Genomic DNA, 22,801 nt, shown 5'->3' on the forward strand with positions numbered 1-22,801 from the left:
TGAGAACCGCGAGCTGACACTCGCGATATCAATCAACCAAAGGAATCCCAGCCCGAGACAAACCCGGGCACGGGGTATTACTTGGCACTGACTTTCGGCACGCTGTTGAGTTCTCAAAGAGCGGACGCGCAGCAAGTCCACCCTCTCGGGTATCCCTGCTGGCTTGGATGTCCAACACTACGCCGGTTTCCAGCGGCCCCGCTCCGGGGGGCTGGTCCGGCGGACCTCCCGGTCCGCGCGGCGCATGGAGAACAGTACACGACTGCGGAGGGGGTCTGCAGGGGGGTCCCCAGAGGTCCCCGTCACGTCCCTCAGGCGACGCCCGTGGGGCGGAACTGCACGCTGACCCGCGGGCCCACCGGCTTCGTCGTCTTGGGGATGCAGTGCTCCCACGTGCGCTGGCAGGAACCGCCCATGACGACGAGGTCGCCGTGGCCGAGCGGGAAGCGCAGGCTCTGCCCGCCGCTCGCCGGGCGGAGGAGCAGCGGCCGGGGCGAGCCGAAGGACACGATGGCGACCATCGTGTCGGCGGAACGCCCTCGACCGAGCCTGTCCCCGTGCCAGGCGACGCTGTCGCGGCCGTCGCGGTACAGGCACATCCCCGCGGTGACGAATCGATCGGCGGTCCCGGCCACCTCGTAGTAGCGGTTGAGCGACTCCCGGGCCTCGGTCAGCAGCGGGTGCGGCAGCGTCTCCTGACCGCTGTACCAGCGCAGCAGCCGCGGCACGGTCACCTCGCGCTCGTACATCTGGCGGCGGTCCTCCCGCCAGCCGATGTCGCCGAGCAGCACCTCGAGCACCTCGTCGGAGCCGGCGACCCAGCCCGGCAGGTGGTCCACCCAGGCGCCGTCGCTGAGCTGGTGCCTGGTCACGTGCCCCGCCAGTGGCCCGAGCGTGGCCTCCTCGGCCAGGTCCCACATGGAGGGCTGGTGGGCGAGCGTCATGCCGGCACGCTACTCCGACTTTTCGCACATGTGTGCGAAAAGCTGTGGACAGCCGTCAGGCGGTGAGCGCGAGCGCGAAGGGGAGCACCGCGGCAGCACCGGCCCGGCGCAGCTCACGGCCGGCGACGGTCATCGTCCAGCGCGAGTCGGCGAGGTCGTCCACGAGCAGGACCGGCGCCGATCCGGCTTCGGCCAGCCGCTCCCGCAGCTCGGGTCCCACCACGATGCGGTCCCAGACGGCCGCGAGCCGGAAGGCGCTGTTGCCACCGGGCTGACCGGTGGGCCCACCGTGCTGGAGGGTCATCTCCCCCAGGTAGGGAAGTCGTCCCAGCCGCGCCAGCCCCTGGGCGAGGCCGGTGACCAGCTGCGGGCGGCGCCGGGAGGGGATGGCGACGACAGCACCGGGCCGCTCCTTCCAGTCCCAGGCGCCCAGCACGCGAGCGCACGCGCGGATGAGCTCGTCGTCCGGTGGCACGTCGGAGACCGACCGCTTCACCGGCACGTCGAACGCGGCGTCGGGGTCCTCTTCCAGGCCGGGGGCCTCGAGGTCCACGACACCGCCGACCCCGTCGTCCCCGAGCAGGGTGCGCAGGCGCTGACCCCAGCCCAGGTCGGTGAGCCGGGCGACCGCCCGGCCCGGCTCGATCTGGTCCGACGCCGCGATCTTCCCCTTGACGTCGACCCCGAGGCGGTCGGCGCCCGTGGGCCACTGCGCGCGGGGCGCGAGCTCCACGCCGGGGCGGTCGAGCGCTGCCGACGCGGCCTCGGCGGCGGCCTCCGGGACGTCGGTGGCGTACCAGGGGCCGGCGCAGACGTCGCAGCGGCCGCAGGGGGCCGCCGTCGGGTCGTCGAGGGCTTCCTGCAGGAAGGCCATGCGGCACATCGCCTCATCCACGGGCCGCGCGTAGGCGATCATCGACCGCTGCTCCGCCTCACGGGTGCGCGTCACGCGGGCGTACCGGTCGGCGTCGTAGACCCACGGCTGCCCGGTGGACCGCCAGCCACCCTGGACCCGCTCCACCGCGCCGTCGACGGCGAGCACCTTGAGCAGCAGCTCCAGCCGCGAGCGGCGCACGTCGGCGACGGTCTCCAGCCGCGCGACCGACCAGGCCTTGCCGTCGGCCATCGCCGTCAGCACCGCGGCCGCGTGGTCCTCGCGCGGCATGGACGACGTCGCGAACCACTGCCAGATCGCGAGGTCCTCGGGTCCGGGGAGCAGCAGGACGTCGGCGTGCTCGACGGCGCGACCGGCGCGGCCGACCTGCTGGTAGTAGCTGACCGGCGAGGACGGCGCCCCGAAGTGGACGACGAAGCCGAGGTCGGGCTTGTCGAAGCCCATGCCCAGCGCCGACGTGGCGACGAGCGCCTTGACCTCGTTGCCGCGCAGCGCCTCCTCGGCGGCCTTGCGGTCGGCGTCGTCGAGGCGGCCGGTGTAGGCCCGCACCTCGTGCCCGGCGTCGCGCAGGAGGGACGCCGTCTCCTCCGCCGCGGCCACGGTGAGCGTGTAGACGATGCCGCTGCCCGGCAGGTCGCCGAGGTGCGCGGCCAGCCAGGCGAGGCGGGCGCGGTCGGACGGCAGCCGCAGCACGCCCAGCCGCAGCGAGTCGCGGGAGAGCGGCCCGCGGACCGTCGTCACCTCGACACCGCCGGCCCCCAACTGCTCCGCGACGTCGGCGACCACGCGCTCGTTGGCGGTCGCGGTGGTGGCGAGCACCGGCGTCCCGGCGGGGAGGGTGCCCAGCAGGTCGCGGATGCGGCGGTAGTCGGGCCGGAAGTCGTGCCCCCAGTCGGAGACGCAGTGCGCCTCGTCGACGACGACCAGGCCGCAGCGCGCCACGAGCCCGGGCAGCTGCTCCTCGCGGAAGCGCGGGTTGGTCAGCCGCTCGGGCGAGACCAGCAGGACGTCGACGTCGTCGGCCGCGAGGCGGGCGGCGATGTCGTCCCACTCGGTCATGTTGGCGCTGGAGATCTCGACGGCGCGGATGCCGGCGCGGGCGGCCGCGGCCACCTGGTCGCGCATGAGGGCCAGCAGCGGGCTCACCAGCAAGGTCGGGCCCTTGCCTCGCCGACGCAGGAGCGCGGTGGAGACGAAGTAGACCGCCGACTTGCCCCACCCGGTGCGCTGCACGACCAGCGCCCGCTGCGAGCGCTCCACCAGCGCGGACACCGCGGCGTCCTGCCCCTCGCGGAAGACGGCGTCGGGCCGGCCGGTCAGCTCGCGGAGGACCCCGAGGGCCTCGGTGGCGAGGTCGGACGTCGGCGCAGCGGTGCTCATGCCGACGACAGTAAGCAGTCGGGACGACGGAACCGACCGCCCGGCGGAGCGTGTGGACGGCGGGGGAGAATCCACGGCGATGCGCGCCTCGGAGGACCTGCCGCCGGACAACCACGTCCACACCCACTGGTCGTGGGACACCGCCGACTCGTCGACGATGCGCCGCGCCTGCGAGCGGGCCGTCGCGCTGGGGCTGCCCTCGATCGCGTTCACGGAGCACCTGGACTTCACGGTCTGGGACCCCGACGACCGCGCGACCGACGAGGGCCTGGTCGACCGGCACGCGTCCCGGCACGCGGAGATCGACGTCGAGGGCTACTTCGCCGAGCTCGCCGAGGTGCGCGACCGCTTCCCGGACCTGCGCATCCTGTCCGGGGTCGAGACCGGCGAGCCGCACCTGTTCAGGGCCAGCGTGAACGCCTACCTGCGCAACGCCCCGGTCGACCGGGTGCTGGGATCGCTGCACTCCCTCGCGCACGAGGGCCGCCTCTACGGCGTCGGGCACCTGCTCTGGGACGACGCCGACGGCACGATGCGCCGCTACCTCGGCGAACTGGTGGACATGATCGAGACCAGCGACGTCTTCCAGGTGCTCGCACACGTCGACTTCCCCCGCCGCTACTGGCCCGGTGGCACGCACCGGTACGTGGAGAAGAACTACGAGGAGGAGTACCGGGCGGTGTTCCGGGCCCTCGCCGGCAGCGGCCGGGCCCTCGAGGTGAACACCAGCAGCCCGCTGGCCTCGGTCGACCAGGTGCGCTGGTTCCACGAGGAGGGCGGTGAGGCGGTCAGCTTCGGCAGCGACGCCCACCAGCCCGGCGCCGTCGGGCAGCACTTCCGGGTCGCCGTGGACGTCGTGGAGGCCGCCGGGTTCCGGCCGGGCCGCGACCGCTTCGACTTCTGGCGCCGATAGCCCTCCGAAGAGGTACTTCACCGCTAAGGAATCTGCCGCTAGGGTCCTCCGGGTGACGTCGCAGCGCGTGGTGATCGCCCTCGGCGGCAACGCGATGACCGGGCCCGACGGCTCGGCCACCCCGCAGGCGCAGCGGGACGCCATCCGCGTCGCCGCCGCGCACATCGCCGACGTCGTCGCGGGCGGCGTCGAGGTGGTGCTGACCCACGGCAACGGCCCTCAGGTCGGCAACCTGCTGGTCAAGAACGAGATGGCGGCGCACGTCGTCCCGCCCGTCCCGCTGGACTGGAACGTCGCCCAGACGCAGGCCACGATCGCGTTCACCGTCGCCGACGAGCTGGACGCCGCGCTGCAGGCGCGCGGCCTGGCCCAGCGGACCGCCGGCCTGGTCACCCGCACCCTGGTCGACCTCGACGACCCCGGCTTCCGCGAGCCCTCCAAGCCGGTCGGCCGCTACCTCCCCCGCGAGGAGGCCGAACGGTTCGTCGCCCACGGCCAGATCTGGGAGGACCGCGGCGAGCGCGGCTGGCGCCGCGTGGTCGCCTCCCCCGAGCCGAGGTCCGTCGTCGACTCCCCCGCGATCCACGCCCTGGCGGCGGCCGGCTTCGTCGTCGTCTGCGCCGGCGGCGGGGGCATCCCGGTCACGGACGACGGCCGGGACGGCGAAGGCCTGCGCGGTGTCGAGGCGGTCATCGACAAGGACCTGACCGCCGCGATCCTCGCGCAGGAGCTGGACGCGGACACCCTCGTCATCGCGACCGACGTCCCGAACGTCATGGTCGACTTCGGCACACCGGCCCAGCGCCCGCTCGGGCGGGTGACCGTCGCGGAGCTGCGCGAGCACGCGGCGGCCGGGCAGTTCGCCCGCGGCAGCATGGGCCCCAAGGTGGAGGCCGCCCTCCGATTCGTCGAGGGAGGCGGCTCCGCAGCTGGACGGCGGAGAGCCGTCATCACCTCGCTCGAGCACATCGCCGACGCCGTCAGCGGCGACGACGCCGGCACCGTCCTGACTGCCTGAAACGGCCCGCCCGGCCCACCCCCGAGAAGGAGAACCCGTGCCCGCACCGATCGAGGTCCGCAAGGTCCCGCTGCACAACGTCAGCGACGCCTCCGAGCTCGCCAAGCTCATCGACGACGGCGTCATGGAGGCCGACCGGGTCGTCGCCGTCATCGGCAAGACCGAGGGCAACGGCGGTGTGAACGACTACACCCGCATCATCGCCGACCGAGCCTTCCGCGAGGTGCTCCTGGAGAAGGGCAGCCGGTCGAAGGAGGAGGTCGCCGAGATCCCGATCGTGTGGTCGGGCGGCACGGACGGCGTCATCAGCCCGCACGCGACGATCTTCGCGACGCTCCCCGAGGACGCCGTGGAGAAGACCGACGAGCCGCGGCTGACCGTCGGCTACGCGATGAGCGACGTCCTGCTGCCCGAGGACATCGGCCGCATCTCGATGGTGGAGAAGGTGGCCGAGGGCGTGAAGCGGGCGATGGAGGCCGCCGGCATCACCGACCCGGCCGACGTCCACTACGTGCAGACGAAGACGCCGCTGCTCACCATCGAGACCATCCGCGACGCCAAGTCCCGCGGCAAGGACACGTACTACGACGAGCCGCACGGCTCGATGGACCTGTCCAACGGGACTACGGCCCTGGGCATCGCCGTCGCACTGGGCGAGATCGAGATGCCGAAGCAGGAGCAGGTCATGCGCGACCTGTCCCTCTACAGCGCCGTCGCCTCCTGCTCGTCGGGCGTGGAGCTGGACCGGGCGCAGATCGTCGTCGTCGGGAACGCCCGCGGGCACGGCGGCAACTACACGATCGGCCACTCGGTGATGAAGGACGCCCTCGACCAGGACGGCATCTGGGACGCCATCCGCCAGGCCGGGCTCGACCTGCCCGAGCGTCCGCACGTGAGCGACCTCGGCGACCGGCTGGTCAACGTCTTCCTCAAGTGCGAGGCCGACCCGACCGGCTACGTGCGCGGCCGGCGCAACGCGATGCTCGACGACTCCGACGTCTTCTGGCACCGCCAGATCAAGGCGACGGTCGGCGGCGTCGCCGCGTCGGTGACCGGCGACCCGGCGGTGTTCGTCTCGGTCGCGGCGGTGCACCAGGGCCCGTCGGGCGGCGGCCCGGTCGCCGCAATCATCAAGGCGTAGCGAGGCTGCTGGGGCCGGGCGACCTGCCGTCAGGCGACCTGGCCCCAGAGGCTGCCTCGCGCCGTTCCGGGCACCACCCGGGGAAGCGGCGTCGTGCGGTCCACCGGCTCGGGTGCCGGCGCCGCGGCCGGCACGGGCGGCAGGTCGCGGCGGGCTGACCCCGGGACGACGAAGCGGTACGTGGCATCGAGGTCCCGCACGGCGAACACGTCCTCGTCCGGTCCGGCCTGGTGCAGCACGACGGAGTCGAAGCGCTCGGCCACGCGGTGCAGCGACTCGGCGTCGGCGACGTCGATGACGGTCGAGCCGGGGCTGAACGACGCCACGGGCACGATCCGGTCGGCGTGCCGCACGAGGAACCGGTCGGAGGCGTTCCCGCGCCCGATGCGGCCGATCCCGAGACCGGCACCGAGCGCGACGAGCGAGAGCAGCAGAAGCGCTCCCACGAGCTTGCGGGCGGTCCCGATCGGGATCGATGCGGCGAGCACCTGGATGCTCCGCGGTGCGATCTCGTCGACCGGGACGCCGGTCGTGAGGGACGGCTCGAACGCGGCCGCGTCCGTCGACGTCGGCATCAACGCCATGCCGTCGAGGGCGAAGGCGAGCCCGGTCAGCGGCTCGGCGGTGAATGCCTGCCCCTGCACGGTGCCCGTCACGTCGGTGACCGGGGTGACCGTGAGGGTCGCCGTCCCGATCGACGTGCCGGTCTCCTCGCCGTGCCGGCTGAGCAGCTCCGCGGCCTGGTCGGCGTCCACGGCGACGGACGCCGTCGCCGCGCCGTCCACGAGCGGTACGGGTGCCCCGCTGGTGACGACGGCGCTCCAGCCGTCGGCGGCCGACACGACGACGTCCAGGTGGACGCTCCCCGCCAGGTCGGCCAGCCCCGGCCCGGAGAACGAGCCGGCCAGCGTGACGGTCAGGTTCTCGACGAGGCGGTTCCAGACGGTGTCCCCGGTGGTGAGGGTGCCCGTCGGGTACGTCGTCCCGGTCACCGCGGTGCCGGAGTAGGAGTACGTGCCCTGCTGGGTCACCTCCAGCGTGCGGGTCTCGACCTCGTTCGGCGGCAGGGCGAGCAGCACCCCGCAGCCGACCGCGGACGCGAGCGCGACCACCCCCGCGCCGAGGGCCACCTGGCGAGCGCGGCCCCGCGTCGACACGGGGAGCGTCGGCACCCGGGCGCCCCGGCGGCGCAGCCAGCGGGCCGTCCGGCGGCCCCGCGGGTCGTGCAGGGCACCGAGGACGACGAGCAGCACACCGGCCAGGGGGAACGCGACACCCGGCGAGCGGATGGCGTCGAGGACCTGGCCCCCGTGCGGGATGCGGAACGACAGGCTGCCGAGGATCTCGTCCTCGGTGGGACGGTCCTCGTCGAGCCAGTCGTTGTTGTCGCCCTGGGTGACGAAGCGGTCCCCCTCGATCGACACGATGCGGTGCATGACGATCGTGTCGAGGGCCTCGCTCCGGTAGGCGACGATGTCGCCCACCGAGTAGCCGTCCGCGGGCGTCAGGACGGCGAGGTCACCGGTGTGGAAGTGCGGCTCCATGCTGGTGCCGTGCGTCGTGACGTACGTCGTCGCACCGCCGAGTGCCGAGGGCCAGAACAACCAGACAGTCGTCAGCACCAGCGCGGCGACCGCGCTGGTGCTGACGACTCTCGGGACGGCGTTCATGGCGAGGACACCCAATAGGTCAGGGCGGGGCGGCCACCCGGCCGCCCCGCCCACTCCGACACTGCTAGTTCGACGTGACCGTCAGCGAGGTCTTGTCGAAGGACGAGATCAGGGGCGGCGTCGTGAAGGTGCAGGTCAGGATGTGGTCCGAGGCGGGCATCGTGTAGACGCAGGTGTTGGCGCCGTTCGCGATCGGGGTCGTGCCGTTGTACAGCGTCACGCGCGCTGACATGCCCGGCGACGCGACCGCCTGGTCGACGGTGAAGGCAACCGACTGCAGGCGTCCGCTGTCTGCGGTGGTCGGGGTGTAGGCGATGTTGTTGACGTTGACACCGGTCGCCGTCACCTCGCCGTAACCGGCGACGTTGTTGTCCAGACCGGTGAAGGTGTTGCCGGCGGTGAAGGCCGAGGTCGTGACGGCGGCAGCCGCGACCGCGACACCGGCGAGCAGAACGCGCGACTTGCGCATTGCAGGGTCCTGTTCTCTCAGTGGCTCAGTACGGCGCGGATGGGTTCACCCGGCTCAGCGACGGCTGGCCTGATCGTTGACATCCCGAGCTTCGGCAACAGGAACCCAGGACTTGACTCCAGTCCCAACAAAAACTGGAGTCGCTGAAGCGACACGGGAAATGCGATGACCGCCAATCCCGCGACCACGCGGAATGGTCGAGCGAGGCGGTGGTCAGCCGCCGTGGCGGTAGAGCAGGAAGGCGACGTCGTCGTCCGGGGCGTCGCGGAAGAGCTTCCCCCGGAGCACCTCGGCGAGCTCGTCCGGCGGCAGCCTTCGGCCGGCGACGAGCGCGCCCACCGCGCGGGCCGTGCCCTCGTCGAGCGCCTCGCCGCGCCGCTCGACGAGACCGTCGGTGTAGAGCAGCAGCGTCGAGCCGGCGGGGAGGACGACGTCGACCTCGGGGCGCTCGCGCTCGGGCGCGACCGCGAGGGGCAGGGACCCCGCCTCGGACAGCAGCCGCGCGTCGCCGTCGGCGTCCACCACGATGCCGGGCACGTGCCCGGCGCTGCTGTAGCGCAGGGTCCCGGTCCGGGTGTCCACGAGGCCGCAGAACACGGTGCTGACCGCGGCCCCGGGGACGAGTTCGGCGAACCGGTCCAGCGCGCTCAGCACGTGCGCCGGGGACCGGCTCTCCAGGAGCAGCGCCCGTCCGGCACTGCGCAGCTGGCCCATCACCGCAGCGGCTGGCAGGCCGGTGCCGACGACGTCGCCCACGACGACGCCGTGCCGGCCGTCGGGCAGGTCGACGACGTCGTACCAGTCGCCACCCACCTCGAGGGTGCCGCTGGCCGGTTCGTAGTGGACGGCGAAGCCGTCCGGGAGGTTGGTGGGCCCGAGCACGGCGCGCTGCAGCGTGACGGCGACCTCGGTGAGGAACTGCGCGCGTGCCCGGTCCAGCTCCGCCTGCTCCTCCGCCCGGCGCCGCTCCAGCTCGACGGCGCGGGCGTCGGCCAGCGCCGCCGACACCTGCCCCGCCGCCAGGGAGAGGAAGACCCGGTACTCCTCGTCGAACCGCAGGTGGGGGCTCGTGCCGACGACCAGGGCACCGACGGGCCGTGGCTGACCGGCGACCACCAGCGGCAGCACGACGGCGGTGTGCACGTCGGCCTGCCCGATCGGGCTGGCACCGACGACCGACAGACCCGGGAGCCGCTCGTCGAGCCGGGTCAGGGTCTGCACCGTCCCCGTGGCGATCGCGGTCCGCACCGGCTCGAGCAGCACCGGGCTGGCCAGGTGCCCCGGCTCCCCCACGCCCTCCGAGGCGATGAGGCGGGCCCCGGTCCCGTCGTCGAGGTAGACGACGCCCACCGGGCAGTCGGCGCGCGCCTCGGCGAGGACCCGGAGCACGGCGGCGACGGCCTCGGCGGTGTTGCCGTGCGTGGACCGGGGCAGGCCGCCGAGCTCGGACAGGATGCCCAGGCGCCGGGTGGCCAGCACGCGGGAGGTGGTCTCGACGACGACGTCGAGCAGGCCGGCGACGACGCCACCGGGTGCGACGACCGGGCTGTAGGCGAAGGTGAAGTAGCACTCCTCGGTGAACCCGTGCCGGGTCATGACGAGCAGCAGGTCCTCGAAGTGCGGCGCGCCGCCGGCCAGGCCCTCCTGGATCGCGGGCTCGATGGCGTCCCAGACGTCGGGCCACACGTCCCGGACCCGGTGGCCGAGGGCGCCCGGGTGCCGCAGGCCCAGGATCGGCGCGTACCCGTCGTTGTAGATCATCACGAGCTCGGGGCCCCACATGAGCAGCATCGGGAACCGCGAGTTCAGGCAGGTGGCGACCGCGGTGCGCAGGGTCGGCGACCACTGGTCCTCGCCGCCGAGCGACGTCGCCGCCCAGTCGTGCTCGAGGACCATGCGCTGGAGCTCGGTGCGGGGCATCCCCACGACCAGCTCCGCCAGCCGCCTGTTCAGACCCCCACCCCCCGCGACGCCGCCGACCGGGCACCGTGGTCGACGCCGCTGCCCGATCGTCTCACCCCGCGACGACCGCGAGGTACCGCGGCGGCACCCGGTCGACCAGCCACACGCCGTTCGCGCTGCGGGTGAGGACGTGACCGTCGGCGGAGAGCGCCGCGGCGTCGACCCGGAGGACGACGGGGCGACCCCGTCGTCCGCCCACGGCGCGGGCGGTGGCGGCGTCCGGGCTGAGGTGGACCGCGTGCCGCCGCCCCGGTCGCAGCCCCTCGGCCAGGATCGCGGGGAGGAAGCGGTCGACCGTCCCGTGGAACAGCTCGTCCGGCGGCGTCGCCGGCGCGTACCCGAGGTCGACGGCCACGCTGTGCCCCTGGCTCGCGCGGATACGGCGCCCCGTCGCGTCGAACGCGAAGCGCTGCTTGTCGTTCGCGGCCACGACGTGCTCGAGCTCCTCGCGCGTGAGCCGCAGGGTCGTCAGGAGCTCGTCGACGTCGGCCCAGCCGGCGTCGTCGAGGGTGAGCCCCACGCTCTCCGGGTGGTGGCGGAGGACGTAGGACAACCGCTTGCTCACCCGGACGACGTCGGTCACGGCACGATCGAGTCCACGTAGCCGCCGTCCACGCGCACCGCGGCACCCGTCGTCGCCGACGCGAGCGGCGAGGCGAGGTAGACGCACATGTTCGCGATCTCCTCGGGCTCGATCAGCCGCTGGAGCAGCGACTGCGGCCGGTGCAGCCGCATGAACTCCCGCTGGGCCTCGTCCCACGGCAGGTCGCCGACGAGCGAGCGCACGAAGTCCTCGACGCCGCCGGTGTGGGTCGGACCGGCGATCACCGAGTTGACCGTCACCCCGGACCCGGCGGCGGCCTTGGCGAAGCCGCGGGCGACACCGAGCAGCGCGGTCTTGCTGACGCCGTAGTGGATCATCTCGGCGGGGATGGCGACCGCGGAGTCGCTGGCGATGTACTGGACCCGCCCCCAGCCCCGCTCCTGCATCGCCGGCAGGTAGGCCCTGGTCAGGCGGACGGCGGTCAGCACGTTGGTCTCGAAGTACCGGCGCCATTCGTCGTCCGAGATCTCCAGCGCGGGTTGCGCCCCGAAGATGCCGAGGTTGTTGACCAGCACGTCGACCGACGGGACGGCGTCGAGCAGCGCCGCCGTGCCCTCGTCGGTGGTGACGTCGCCGGCCACGGCCCTCACCCGCCCGCCGATGCCGTCGGCCGCGACCCGGAGCTTGTCCGCGTCGCGGCCGGTGAGCACCACCTCGGCGCCCGCCCGCGCCAGTCCCGTGGCGATGGCCAGCCCGATGCCCTGGGAGGAGCCGGTGACGAGCGCCGTCCGTCCGGTCAGGTCGATCTGCATGCCGGAGGCAAGGCCTGGGCGCGGGACGGTGTTCCCGCCGGGCGGGTCAGCGGGAGTAGTACTCGACGACGAGCTGCTCCTCGCAGATCACCGGCACCTCGTCGCGGCCCGGCGTCCGCTCGACGCGCGCCACCAGGTCGGCCAGCCGGACCTCGAGGTAGGCCGGCGCGTCGGCGTGGGCGCCCGACGCGGCGACGAGGAACGGCTCCTTCTTCTTCGACTTCTCCGCGACCTCGATGAAGTCACCGGGCTTGAGCCGGTAGGAGGGCCGGTCGACCCGCTTGCCGTTCACCAGGACGTGCTGGTGGGTGACGAACTGGCGCGCCTGGTAGATCGTCCGCGCGAACCCGGCGCGCAGGACGGTGGCGTCCAGCCGCGACTCGAGGTCCTGGATCAGCGCCTCGCCGGTCTTGCCGCCGGAACGCTTGGCCCGGTCGAACGCCGCCCGCAGCTGGGTCTCGCTGATGTCGTACTGCGCGCGCAGCCGCTGCTTCTCCTTGAGCCGCGTGGAGTAGTCGCTGTCCTTGCGGCGCTTGCGGCCGTGCTCACCCGGCGGGTACGGCCGGCGCTCGAAGTACGGGACGCACTTCGGGGTGAGCGGGATGCCCAGCGCGCGGCTGAGCCGGACCTTGGGACGGGGCGTGTTCACAGAACCTCCGGTTTGGTTAGGCTCACCTTACTACTCGCCCGCTAGTCCTCAGAGGTGGTCCATGACGGCCGGTCCGACCCACTCGTCCGCGACCACGGACCACCACCCACCGGTGGCCGAGCGCGCCCGCACGGTGGCCGCCCGGCCGGCGGCCTCGCTGTACTGCGCGGGCCTCGGCATCAGCCAGCTGTGGGGCGCCACGACCACGTGCGGTGGCGAGGTGCTGCTCGTCGTCCCCACCTCCGGCGAGGTGATGACGGCGCTCGGGCACTCCCCCGTCGGCGACGTGCCGGCCCGGTTGACCGTCACCGACCGCGCACCCTTCCCGCTCCGGCACCCCGTGCGCGGCCTGGTGCAGCTCTCCGGGTGGGTCGCCCGCGTCCCGGAGGAGGACGTCGCCAGGCTGGTCCTCGACTTCGCCGACAGCCACCCCTGCGACAGCCTGTTCGACGTCGGGCTCAGCGCGACCCTGCTGCGGATGGATCTCGCGGAGGTGCTCCTGGAGGAGGCGGGGGTGTCGAGCGACGTCGAGCCCGAGGACTTCCTCGAGGCACGGGCGGACGGCGTGAGCGCCGCCGAGACCGAGCTGCTGGCCGCCGAGCGCGGCCCGCTGGACCGCCTCACCCACCGGGTGCAGTGCTGGGCGGGACGGCACGACGACGTCCGGCTGCTGGGGCTGGACCGCTTCGGCGTCCGGTACCGCGTGGAGAGCCGGGGCGGCTGCTACGACCTGCGGGTGCCGTTCGCCTCGCCGCTGTCGTCACCGGCCGACTTCGCCGCGGCGATGGAGCGCCTGCTCACCTGCGGCCCGGCCTGAGCTGCCGTCGAGTGCGACGAACGCGTGGCCATCAGCAGCTGATCGCCACGAGTTCGTCGCATTCGCTCACCGCTCGTCGGGCGCCCGGCCCGCGTGGTCGACCAGGTCGGACACGCTCCCCGGCTCCCCGTGCATCCGGGCGCACGAGGCGCAGCAGAAGAACGTGCCGTCCGCCTCGACGCCGTGCCCGACCACCTTGACGCCGCAGTGCTCGCAGACCGGCGCCAGCGCGTGGATGGCGCACTCGAAGCTGTCGAAGACGTGCACCGCACCGGCGGTGTGCACCTCGAAGCTCAACCGGTAGTCGTTGCCGCAGACCTCGCAGCTCGCCATGGGGTGCCTCCTCGCCGTCGGGCCGACGTCCTACCCCTCACGTCGACGGTTCAGGCGGCGGCGCGGGACTCCTCGGCGAGGGCGGCGAGGGCCTTCTCGAAGCACTCCTGGGGCGGCTGGACGAGACCCGCGCCGACCTGACCGGTGCCGGCGATCCGCCCGGCCATCCCGGTGTTGATCTGCGGCAGCCACCCGGTGCGCGCCACCTTGAGGACGTCGATCCCCGTCGGCGAACCGCGGAAGCCCATGATCGGGATCGCCATCGCCGGGTTCTCGGCCAGCGTCACCTGGTACATGCGCTCGGTCGTGGCGAGGGCGTCGGGCACGGTGCCGCCGACGAACCGCACGATCGCCGGGGCCGCGGCCATCGCGAACCCGCCGATCCCGTACGTCTCCATGATCGCGGAGTCACCGATGTCGGCGTTGGCGTCGTCCGGGCCGTAGTCGCCCAGGAAGAGGCCGACCGGGGTGTTGGCGGGGCCGGTGAACCAGCGGTCGCCGGTGCCGGCGGTCTGGATGCCGAACTCGGTGCCGTTGCGGGCCATGACGGTGACCATCGAGGAGCCCGGGACGTCGCGGGCGGCGTCCATCGCGAGCTTCGCCGTCGGCATGCCCAGGTTGAGGAAGAAGTGCTCGTTGCCGCCGATGAACTTCAGGACGGCCGCGATGTCGGACGACGGGGCGTCCACTTCGACCAGCGCCGGCGACAGCTCGCGCAGCGTCATCAGGGACCCGGCGCGGTTGCGGTTGTGCGCCTCGTCGCCCATCTGCAGCATCTGCGCGAGCACGTTCTTGACGTCCAGCGGCTCGGCCATCGACCGGACCGCCGTCGACAGCACCGGGCCCAGCACGTCGCGCATCCACGCCAGCCGGTCGAGCACCTCCTGGTTGAAGGCGCCGTAGCGGAGCACCTTGCCCAGGCCCTCGTTGAGGTTGCTGAACGCCTCCCCGCCGTGCACCGGGTCCTTGAGGCACCACATCCACATCGACGGTGAGGTCACCCCCGCCATCGGGCCGACGGTCCGGTGGTGGTGGCAGGGGTCGAGGGCGATGGCGCCCGACGACAGCAGCGCCTCCGCCTCCTCGACGTCGTCGGCCCAGCCCTCGAACAGGCACGCCCCGATCAGCGCGCCGCGCATGGGACCGGACGCGGTCTCCCACGTGAGCGGCGGGCCGGAGTGCAGGAGGGTGCGGTCCTCGAGACCGATCACCTCGCGGGCGGGCCGGACGTCGACCAGCTGCGAGCCCGCCGCGAGGATCCGCTCCACGGCCACCCGGTTGGCCGAGTTCCGGCGCGGGTCGAGGGCGAGCGCGGCGAGGTCGGCCGGGTCGCCGAAGCCCGGCGGCCGCCAGTCGACGTCGTGGACGTCGGCGCCTTGGGCGCGGAGCGCGTCGGAGAAGACGTCGACACCCGCGGCGACGATCGCCGGGGGCGCGGAGAGCAGTCCGCCCAGGGTCACTTCGAGGCTCCCAGCAGGTCGAGGGCGTACCGCGTGGCCGCGGCGTTGGAGGCGAAGACGGCGGCGCCGGCCTCGGCGAGGGCGTCGGCCTGGCGCGACCAGCCCTGCGGGTCGGCCTCGGTGCCGATCAGGGCGATCACCACCGGCAGCGTTCCGGCCCGGCGGGCGGCGGTCAGCGCCGGCACGAGCGAGTAGGCCGGGTCGGGGTCGGCGCCGTAGCCGAGGACGACGTCGAGCAGCAGGACGGCGGGCTCCCGGCGGGCGGCCAGGTTGCTGATCGCCTCCAGCCGCAGCGTCGGGTCGATCATCGGGTGCGCGCGGCCCACCGTCAGGGCGTCGTCCCCGAAGTCGACGACGACGTGCCCGGGGGCGGACAGGTCCGTCCCGAGATCCAGCTCCGGCTTCAGCGGGGTGTTGGAGCGGATGTCGCCGAGCACCGGCGCGGCCAGCAGCATCGTCTCGTCGGCGAGCGTCCCGCCGGAGTAGAAGCCCTTGAGCACCGCGCCGGGCACCGCCGCCTCCGCCGGCCCGGGCCGCGACGGCCAGACCGGGACGTCGAGGCCCATCTCGGTGAGCAGCCCCTCGACAGCGGCGGTCAGGTCCGGTGTCCCGGGAGAGAGGACGGCGTTGCTCACCGGCACCGACAGCTTCCCGGCGGCCTCGGCCACCGCGGCGGCGACCGACGGCGCAGGCGGCTTGGAGACCACCATGACCCGCTCGGTGCCCTCGTCGGCATCCAGCGCGGCGAGGGCGTCGAGGGTGGCGAGCCCGCCGACGGCCTCCGACAGGTCGCGGCCACCGACGCCGAGCACGTGCGAGACACCGACACCGGCCATGTCGAGCAGGCAGGAGATCTGCTGCGCGCCGGTCCCCGACGCGGCGACCAGGCCGACCGGTCCCGGACGGACGACGTTGGCGAAGCCGAGCGCGACGCCGGAGACGATCGCGGTCCCGCAGTCGGGGCCCATGACCAGGACGCCGGCCTCGTGGGCGGCCCGCTTGAGGGCCACCTCGTGCTCGACCGGGACGCCGTCGGAGAAGACCAGGACGCTGCGGCCGGCGGCGATGGCGTCGGCGGCCTCGGCGACGGCGTACTGACCGGGGACGCTCACGATCGCCAGCGCCGAGCCCTCGAGCTCGTCGAGGCCGGCGCCGATCGTGCGCTGCGGGATCGCTTGCGCGGAGCCGGTCGAGCGCTCGCGGGCGGCGAGCGCCGCGTCGACCGCGGCGACCGCGGCGGAGAGCGCGGCGTCGTCGTCCGCGCGGATCGCGATGAGCAGCTGCTCGGGCGAGGCCGGCTCGTCGGGCGAGAGACCCATGCCGGCGGCGAGCTCGAGGTTGAGCGGCGTGGCCATGGCGACCAGGACGGCGCTGACCCCGTCGGCCGCCCCGACCTCCCGGCTCACCTGCATGAGCCGGACCGAGTCGGCGTAGACGCCGCTGCGCAGGGAGACGTGCCGGACACCCGCGGGAGCGCTCACCCGGCGGACGCTACCGCACAATTGCCTTAGCGGTAAGAGATGTTCTGGAGCCCCACCAGCAGCCCTCGGCACCACCCGTTCCAGTGGCGTTCACCTGCAATAACGATTTAGCACTGAGGTACTTCCGCCGTGTCGTCGGCGGTGCAACAGTGGCGCCTCCCAGTGCTGGCAACGCCCGTTGTCCGGCACCGATCCGGGTCGGAAGTGCACGTCGAGGAGGCACTCAGATGGCGTTCGGTTGGAAGCTCTACGGGGACGGCAAGACGCCGCCCCTGGGCGAGGCGGTAGCGCCGGACGAGCGGCTGTCCTGGCCGCTCACCATCGGCATCGGCGCCCAGCACGTGGTGGCCATGTTCGGTGCGACGTTCGTCTTCCCGCTCATCATGGGCCTGGACGCGAACCTCGCGATCATGATGAGCGGCGTCGCGACGATCCTGTTCCTGCTCATCGTCAAGAACCGGGTGCCCAGCTACCTGGGCACCAGCGCCGCCTTCGTCGGCGGCGTGGCGGCGATCCGCACCAACGGCGGTGACTCCAGCGACGTCGTCGGCGCGATCCTGGTCGCCGGTGTCGTGCTCGCCCTCGTCGGCCTGCTGATCCACTTCGCGGGTCTCGACCTGATCAACAAGGTGCTGCCGCCGGCGGTCACCGGCGCCGTCGTCATGCTGATCGGCTTCAACCTGGCCCCGGTCGCCGCGAGCGTCTACTGGCCGCAGGACCAGTGGGTCGCGCTGGCCGTCATGGCGTTCGTCATCGTCTGCTCGCTGGCGCTACGCGGCTTCCTCGCCCGCATCTCCATCCTGCTCGGCCTGGTCTTCGGCTACCTGCTGTCGGTCCTTCTCGACGTGACCGCCGGCCAGATCACCTCGCCGGACGGCACGGGCACCGTGTCCACCCGCGACCGGATCAACTTCGACTCGGTCGGGGACGCCGACTGGTTCGGGTTCCCCGAGATCACCACGCCGACGTTCTCCCTGAACTTCAGCCTGCTGGTCCTGCCGGCCGTCATCGCCCTGGTCGCCGAGAACGTCGGCCACGTCAAGGCCGTGGCCGAGATGACCAAGCGCGACCTCGACCCGTACATGGGCCGGGCCGTGGCCGCCGACGGTGTCGCCACCGTCGTCGCCAGCGCCGTCGGCGGTTCGCCGACCACCACCTACGCCGAGAACATCGGCGTCATGGCCGCCACCCGCGTCTACTCGACGGCGGCCTACTACGTGGCCGCGATCGTGGCGATCCTGCTCGGCCTCATCCCGAAGTTCGGCGCCCTGATCAACATCGTCCCGGGCGGGGTGCTCGGCGGCATCACCGTCGTCCTCTACGGGATGATCGGCCTGCTCGGCGCCAAGATCTGGAAGGAGAACCGGGTCGACTTCGCCAACCCGATCAACCTCGTGCCGCTCGCGGCCGGGATCATCATCGGCATCGGCCCGGTCAACCTGCAGATCACCGACGACTTCTCGCTGAGCGGCATCGCGCTGGGCTCGATCGTCGCCGTCGCCGGCTGGCACGTCGCCCGGGCCCTCGCCCCGGCCGACATGAAGGCCGCGCTCACCCGCGAGGGCACCCACCCCGCCGCGGCGTCGTCGCTCGGTCACCACGGCGCGCCCGACCCGTCGTCGGTCGACGAGGTGGGCCGTCCGGGGGTTCCGGACACCAACCGGTAACCCTGCTCCACCCGCTCTGCGCGCACGCCGTCCCCGGTCCGTCCGGGGGCGGCGTGCGTCGTTCCGGGCCCGGTCACAGGGCGATGAAGATTTAGCGCTGAGGTACTTTCGCCGCCCTCCGCGCGGTGACAGAGTGACTGCTCTCGCACGTCTCGTACGGAGGTGACCGCAGCCGGTGAAGCCCGCACCGTTCCGCTACGCCGACCCCGGCTCGCTCGACGAGGCCCTCGCGGTCATGTCCGCCGAGGGGAACGGCGCGAAGGTGCTCGCCGGCGGGCAGTCCCTGCTCCCGCTGCTCTCCATGCGGCTGGCCGCGCCCACGACGCTGGTCGACATCAACCGGGTGCCCGGCCTCGCCTCGATCGAGGTGGACGACGCCGGCGTGACGGTCGGGGCGCTCGTCCGCCACAACGCGCTGCTCTCCGACCAGGTCGCCGCCGGCGTCCAGCCGCTCCTGGCGCGGGCGACGGCGAACGTCGCCCACCCGGCCATCCGCAACCGCGGCACCACCGTCGGCTCGATCGCGCACGCCGACCCCTCGGGCGAGATGACGTCGGTCCTCGCCCTCACCGACGGCTCCGTCACGGTGGCCACGCCCGCCGGGGTCGAGACGGTCGCGTGGCGCGATTTCTTCGTCGGCCCGCTCGAGACCTCGGTCCACGGGCCCGCCGTCGTCACCTCCGCCTTCTTCCCCGCCCTGCCGGCCCGCTCGGGGGCGGCGTTCGCCGAGGTGGCCCGCCGCAAGGGCGACTACGCCGTCTGCGGCGCCGGCGTCGTCGTCACCCTGGACGAGGACGGCCGCGTCGCCGCCGTCCGGGCCTCCTACGTCTCGGTCGGCCTGACCCCCGAGGTGCACGACCTGACCGACGCCGTGATCGGCTCCCCCGTGGAGAAGGCCGACTGGGCCGCCGCCGGCGAGCTGGCGCGCACGCTGGTCGACCCGGACACCGACATCCACGCCAGCGCCGACTACCGGCGGCTGCTGGTCGGCGTCCTGACCGAACGGACGCTGGCCGAGGCGGCGACCGAGGCAGCTGGGAGGGCGGCATGAGCGTCGACGTCGAACGGACCATCACCGTCACGGTGAACGGCGTCCGCCGCGAGGCAACCGTGCCGGTGCGCCGGCTGCTGTCGGACGCGCTGCGCCACGACCTCGGGCTGACCGGCACGCACGTCGGCTGCGAGCACGGCGTGTGCGGCGCGTGCACGGTGCTGGTGGACGGCGACCCGGTGCGCTCGTGCCTGATGCTCGCCGTCCAGGTCGACGGGCACTCGGTGACCACGGTGGAGGGCCTCGCGCGGGACGACCACCAGGGCGGGCAGGTGCTGCACCCCGTGCAGGAGGCGTTCCGCGAGTGCCATGCGCTGCAGTGCGGGTTCTGCACGCCGGGCTTCCTCACCACGATCGCCGCGGGGCTGGAGAAGCGGGACAACGCCGTCGAGCTGACCGAGGAGGAGGTCGACGAGATGGTGGGCGGCAACCTCTGCCGGTGCACCGGCTACGCCAACATCAGGAAGGCCGTCCACCACGCCAACGCCGCGATGCGGGACCGCGCATGACCACCAAGCTGTTCGGGGAGCCCGTTCGCCGGCGCGAGGACGCCCGGCTGATCGTCGGCAAGGGCCGCTACCTCGACGACATCGGGTCGGGTGCCCTGGCGGCGGCGTTCGTCCGCTCGCCGCACGCCCACGCCCGCATCGTCGACATCGACGTGGACGACTGCTTCGACGTCGAGGGCCTCGTCGCGATCTACACCTACGAGGACCTCACCGGCCCGATGGCCGAGCCGCTGCCGGTGCTCATCCCCCACCCGCAGCTGACCGAGCCGCGCACCGGCTACCCCTTGGCGAACGGGGTCGTCCGGCACGTGGGCGAGCCCGTCGTCATGGTGGTGGCGACCGACCGGTACGTGGCCGAGGACGTGTGCGAGCGCATCGTCGTCACCTACGAGGAGCTGCCGGTCGTCGTCGGCGTGGACGCCGCGCACGAGGCGAAGGCCGCCGTGCACGACGACGTCCCCGACAACGTGGCCGCCCGGCACCACCAGGAGACCGGCGACGTCGAGCCGGCGCTGGCGGCCTCGACGCACACGCTCTCGTTCACCCAGTACATCGAGCGCAGCGCCTCCATGCCGATGGAGGGCAGGGGCGTGCACGCGCGCTGGGACGCCGACGACCGGTCGCTGCGGGTCTACACGAGCACCCAGGCGTCGACGTCGGTCCGCGCGGCGATCGCGGCGAAGCTGGAGCTGTCGCTGGACACCGTCGAGGTCATCGCGCCGGATGTCGGCGGCGGCTTCGGCGTGAAGATCGTGCACCCGTGGCCCGAGGAGCTGCTGGTGCCGATGGCCGCCATCGCGCTGCAGGCCGAGGTGAAGTGGGCCGAGGACCGGCGCGAGCACTTCATCTCCTCGGCGCACGAGCGGCAGCAGCGCCAGGACATCACCGTGGGCTACGACGACGAGGGCCGGATCACCGCGCTCGACGTCCACGTGCTGCACGACAACGGCGCCTACACGCCCTACGGGATCATCGTCCCGATCATCACCGCGACCCAGCTGGTCGGCCCGTACGTGATCCCGGTGTACCGGGTGCGCGTCGACAGCGTCTACACGAACACCGTGATCGTGACGCCGTACCGCGGGGCCGGGCGGCCGCAGGCCTGCTACGCGATGGAGCGGACGATGGACCGCATCGCCGACGCGCTGGGGCTCGACCGGGCCGCCGTCCGGGAGCGGAACCTCATCCAGCCCGACCAGTTCCCCTACGACCACCACCTGACGTTCCAGGACGGCCGGCCGGTCATCTACGACTCGGGCGACTACCCGGGCCTGGTGGAGAAGCTGAAGACGCTGGTGGGCTGGTCCGAGGCTTCGCGGCTTCGGGAAGAGGCGGCCGCCCGCGGCAAGCACCTAGGCATCGGGATGGCGCTGTACGTGGAGGGCACCGGGCCTGGGCCGTACGAGGGCGGGCACGTGCAAGTGCTCGGCAGCGGCAAGGTGCTGGTGTCGACGGGGCTGACCTCGCAGGGGCAGGGCCACGAGACGGCGTTCGCGCAGATCGTGGCGTCGGAGCTCGGGGTGCCGATCGAGGACGTCGAGGTGACCACCGGCGACACCCGGCGCTTCGGGTACGCCGTCGGGACCTTCGCCTCGCGGGCCGCGGTGATGAGCGGCAACGCCATCGCGCTGGCCGCCCGTGGCGTGCGGGAGAAGGCCCTGCGGATCGCCGCCGACGTGCTCGAGGCCGCACCGGAGGACCTGGAGATCGACGAGGGCCTGGTGCAGGTCAAGGGCGTGCCCGGGACGTCGATCCCGCTGCGGACCGTCGCCGTCCTGTCCAACCCGCTGCGCTACGCGTTCGACGAGGCGGCCAAGCAGGCCACCCAGTTCACGACGCACGACGACTCGAAGCCACCGGTGGCCGAGGGCGACGCCCCGGGGCTGGAGCACCGGGACTACTACTCGCCGCTGCGGTCGACGTTCGCGTCCGGGGCCCACGCCGCGATCGTCGAGATCGACCCGGCGACGTGGGAGATCGACGTCGTGAAGTACGCCGTGGTCCACGACTGCGGCAACGTCGTGAACCCGATGATCGTCGAGGGACAGGTGCACGGCGGCGTCGCGCAGGGCGTGGGCGGGGCGTTGTACGAGCGGATGGTCTACGACAAGGACGGCCAGCTGCAGAACGCCTCCTACATGGACTTCCTCATGCCGTACGCGTCCGAGGTGCCCGACATCGACATCGACCACCAGCAGACGCCGTCGCCGCTGAACCCGCTGGGCATCAAGGGCGCCGGCGAGGCCGGGGTCATCCCGGGGACGGCGGCGATCGCCTCGGCGATCGAGGACGCGGTGGGACGGCGGATCACGTCGATGCCGATCTCACCGACGGAGCTGTACGACCTGGTGCGCTCCCCTGATTCGGAGATGACCGCGGCGGCTGCCAGCCGCGCGGGGACTGGAGTGATGGCGTGAACCTCGACGGCTCTGCGGTTCTCTCGGCGTCGCCGGAGCGGGTGTGGTCGGTGATCACCGACCCGGCGGTGCTGGCGCGGACGATCCCGGGGTGCGAGTCGCTCGAGCAGGTGGGGGACGACGAGTACAAGATGAACGTCTCCGTCGGCGTCGGGGCGATCCGCGGGACGTACGCGGGCGAGGTGCGCCTGTCGGACAAGGAGCACCCGAAGTCGTACGTTATGCACGCCTCGGGCGCCGGTGCGCCGGGGAACGCGCGGGCCCAGGTGACGATCAACCTGGACGACGCGGGCGACGGGAAGACGAACCTGACCTACTCGGCGGACGCCGTGATCGGCGGTCCGGTCGCGGGTGTGGGCCAGCGGATGATCTCCGGCGTCGCGAAGCGGATGGCCGGCCAGTTCTTCAAGGCGATCGACGCCGAGCTGACCGGCACCGTGACGCCGATCAGCGCCGCGCCGTCTGCTGCCGCAGTCTCGACCAGCGACGCCTCACTGGTGGCCGGCGGTGCGCCGGTCGCCGCCTCGGGCCCGCAGGTGTTCAGTGGCCGCGCAGGCGTTCCCGCGGGAACGTCCGGCGACGCCCAGACCCTGCTCGTCGGCGCGGTGGGCGGCGCGCTGCTCACCCTTCTCGGCGTCCTGGTCGGGTACCGCCTCGGTCGCCGCTGAC

20 protein-coding genes are annotated in these 22,801 nt (G+C 72.9%); 9 read left to right on the forward strand and 11 right to left on the reverse strand.

The window, feature by feature from the left end; genetic code table 11:
- Nucleotides 1-311 precede the first annotated feature (311 nt).
- Nucleotides 312-944, reverse strand: a complete 633-nt coding sequence (locus ACI78T_RS07160) for an alpha-ketoglutarate-dependent dioxygenase AlkB (protein WP_456557396.1) — start codon at nucleotides 942-944, stop codon at nucleotides 312-314.
- Between the two features lie 55 nt (nucleotides 945-999).
- Nucleotides 1,000-3,219 carry a DEAD/DEAH box helicase gene (locus ACI78T_RS07165; RefSeq protein WP_456557397.1) on the reverse strand — a complete coding sequence of 740 codons (2,220 nt, stop codon included), beginning with the start codon at nucleotides 3,217-3,219 and terminating at the stop codon, nucleotides 1,000-1,002.
- Nucleotides 3,220-3,298: 79 nt separating this feature from the next.
- On the opposite strand from ACI78T_RS07165, the gene ACI78T_RS07170 reads away from it, so the two are divergent.
- Genes ACI78T_RS07170 through bar form a run of 3 tightly spaced genes read left to right on the forward strand, consistent with a single transcriptional unit; the run spans nucleotide 3,299 to nucleotide 6,291 of the window.
- Nucleotides 3,299-4,132 carry a histidinol-phosphatase HisJ family protein gene (locus tag ACI78T_RS07170; protein ID WP_456557398.1) on the forward strand — a complete coding sequence of 278 codons (834 nt, stop codon included), beginning with the start codon at nucleotides 3,299-3,301 and terminating at the stop codon, nucleotides 4,130-4,132.
- Nucleotides 4,133-4,184: 52 nt separating this feature from the next.
- A complete protein-coding gene (locus ACI78T_RS07175) occupies nucleotides 4,185-5,150 on the forward strand; it encodes a carbamate kinase (protein ID WP_456557399.1) in 966 nt (321 codons plus the stop codon).
- Nucleotides 5,151-5,187: 37 nt separating this feature from the next.
- On the forward strand, nucleotides 5,188-6,291 hold the full coding sequence (gene bar / locus ACI78T_RS07180) for a barbiturase (protein ID WP_456557400.1): 1,104 nt from the start codon (nucleotides 5,188-5,190) through the stop codon (nucleotides 6,289-6,291).
- A 29-nt stretch (nucleotides 6,292-6,320) separates the two neighbouring features.
- Here bar and ACI78T_RS07185 read toward each other — a convergent pair whose 3' ends face one another.
- The 6 genes from ACI78T_RS07185 to rpsD all read right to left on the reverse strand — a co-directional run bounded on the left by ACI78T_RS07185 (nucleotide 6,321) and on the right by rpsD (nucleotide 12,397).
- Nucleotides 6,321-7,961 (reverse strand): signal peptidase I, encoded by a 1,641-nt coding sequence (locus ACI78T_RS07185; protein WP_456557401.1) that lies wholly within the window; start codon nucleotides 7,959-7,961, stop codon nucleotides 6,321-6,323.
- 64 nt (nucleotides 7,962-8,025) lie between these two features.
- Nucleotides 8,026-8,430: a hypothetical protein gene (locus ACI78T_RS07190; protein ID WP_456557402.1), complete on the reverse strand. Its 405-nt coding sequence runs from the start codon at nucleotides 8,428-8,430 to the stop codon at nucleotides 8,026-8,028.
- A 213-nt stretch (nucleotides 8,431-8,643) separates the two neighbouring features.
- On the reverse strand, nucleotides 8,644-10,350 hold the full coding sequence (locus tag ACI78T_RS07195) for a SpoIIE family protein phosphatase (RefSeq protein ID WP_456557740.1): 1,707 nt from the start codon (nucleotides 10,348-10,350) through the stop codon (nucleotides 8,644-8,646).
- A 94-nt stretch (nucleotides 10,351-10,444) separates the two neighbouring features.
- Nucleotides 10,445-10,975, reverse strand: a complete 531-nt coding sequence (locus tag ACI78T_RS07200) for an RNA 2'-phosphotransferase (protein WP_456557403.1) — start codon at nucleotides 10,973-10,975, stop codon at nucleotides 10,445-10,447.
- Nucleotides 10,972-11,748 (reverse strand): SDR family NAD(P)-dependent oxidoreductase, encoded by a 777-nt coding sequence (locus ACI78T_RS07205; RefSeq protein WP_456557404.1) that lies wholly within the window; start codon nucleotides 11,746-11,748, stop codon nucleotides 10,972-10,974. The genes ACI78T_RS07200 and ACI78T_RS07205 overlap by 4 nt, the downstream gene beginning before the upstream one ends.
- A gap of 46 nt (nucleotides 11,749-11,794) precedes the next feature.
- Entirely contained in the window at nucleotides 11,795-12,397 is a 603-nt protein-coding gene (rpsD, locus tag ACI78T_RS07210; protein WP_456557405.1) for a 30S ribosomal protein S4, read from the reverse strand.
- A 61-nt stretch (nucleotides 12,398-12,458) separates the two neighbouring features.
- On the opposite strand from rpsD, the gene ACI78T_RS07215 reads away from it, so the two are divergent.
- Nucleotides 12,459-13,214 (forward strand): DUF2470 domain-containing protein, encoded by a 756-nt coding sequence (locus ACI78T_RS07215; RefSeq protein ID WP_456557406.1) that lies wholly within the window; start codon nucleotides 12,459-12,461, stop codon nucleotides 13,212-13,214.
- A gap of 66 nt (nucleotides 13,215-13,280) precedes the next feature.
- Here ACI78T_RS07215 and ACI78T_RS07220 read toward each other — a convergent pair whose 3' ends face one another.
- Genes ACI78T_RS07220 through ACI78T_RS07230 form a run of 3 tightly spaced genes read right to left on the reverse strand, consistent with a single transcriptional unit; the run spans nucleotide 13,281 to nucleotide 16,488 of the window.
- Nucleotides 13,281-13,547, reverse strand: coding sequence for a hypothetical protein (locus tag ACI78T_RS07220; RefSeq protein WP_456557407.1), 267 nt, complete (start codon nucleotides 13,545-13,547; stop codon nucleotides 13,281-13,283).
- Between the two features lie 50 nt (nucleotides 13,548-13,597).
- A complete protein-coding gene (locus ACI78T_RS07225) occupies nucleotides 13,598-15,007 on the reverse strand; it encodes a DUF1116 domain-containing protein (RefSeq protein ID WP_456557408.1) in 1,410 nt (469 codons plus the stop codon).
- On the reverse strand, nucleotides 15,004-16,488 hold the full coding sequence (locus ACI78T_RS07230) for an FdrA family protein (protein WP_456557409.1): 1,485 nt from the start codon (nucleotides 16,486-16,488) through the stop codon (nucleotides 15,004-15,006). Before ACI78T_RS07230 ends, ACI78T_RS07225 begins: the two co-directional genes overlap by 4 nt.
- Nucleotides 16,489-16,715: 227 nt before the next feature.
- Here ACI78T_RS07230 and ACI78T_RS07235 point away from each other — a divergent pair, with 227 nt between their 5' ends.
- From ACI78T_RS07235 to ACI78T_RS07255, 5 genes are all read left to right on the forward strand, one after another.
- Entirely contained in the window at nucleotides 16,716-18,155 is a 1,440-nt protein-coding gene (locus tag ACI78T_RS07235; RefSeq protein WP_456557410.1) for a uracil-xanthine permease family protein, read from the forward strand.
- Nucleotides 18,156-18,330: 175 nt separating this feature from the next.
- The gene (locus tag ACI78T_RS07240; protein ID WP_456557411.1) at nucleotides 18,331-19,206 is read left to right on the forward strand and encodes an FAD binding domain-containing protein; all 876 of its coding nucleotides are present in this window, start codon (nucleotides 18,331-18,333) and stop codon (nucleotides 19,204-19,206) included.
- Nucleotides 19,203-19,715, forward strand: coding sequence for a (2Fe-2S)-binding protein (locus tag ACI78T_RS07245; RefSeq protein ID WP_456557412.1), 513 nt, complete (start codon nucleotides 19,203-19,205; stop codon nucleotides 19,713-19,715). The genes ACI78T_RS07240 and ACI78T_RS07245 overlap by 4 nt, the downstream gene beginning before the upstream one ends.
- Nucleotides 19,712-22,132 carry an aerobic carbon-monoxide dehydrogenase large subunit gene (cutA, locus tag ACI78T_RS07250; protein WP_456557413.1) on the forward strand — a complete coding sequence of 807 codons (2,421 nt, stop codon included), beginning with the start codon at nucleotides 19,712-19,714 and terminating at the stop codon, nucleotides 22,130-22,132. Before ACI78T_RS07245 ends, cutA begins: the two co-directional genes overlap by 4 nt.
- On the forward strand, nucleotides 22,129-22,800 hold the full coding sequence (locus tag ACI78T_RS07255; RefSeq protein ID WP_456557414.1) for a CoxG family protein: 672 nt from the start codon (nucleotides 22,129-22,131) through the stop codon (nucleotides 22,798-22,800). The genes cutA and ACI78T_RS07255 overlap by 4 nt, the downstream gene beginning before the upstream one ends.
- Nucleotide 22,801 lies beyond the last annotated feature (1 nt).

This window comes from Blastococcus sp. SYSU D00922, from assembly GCF_054050495.1.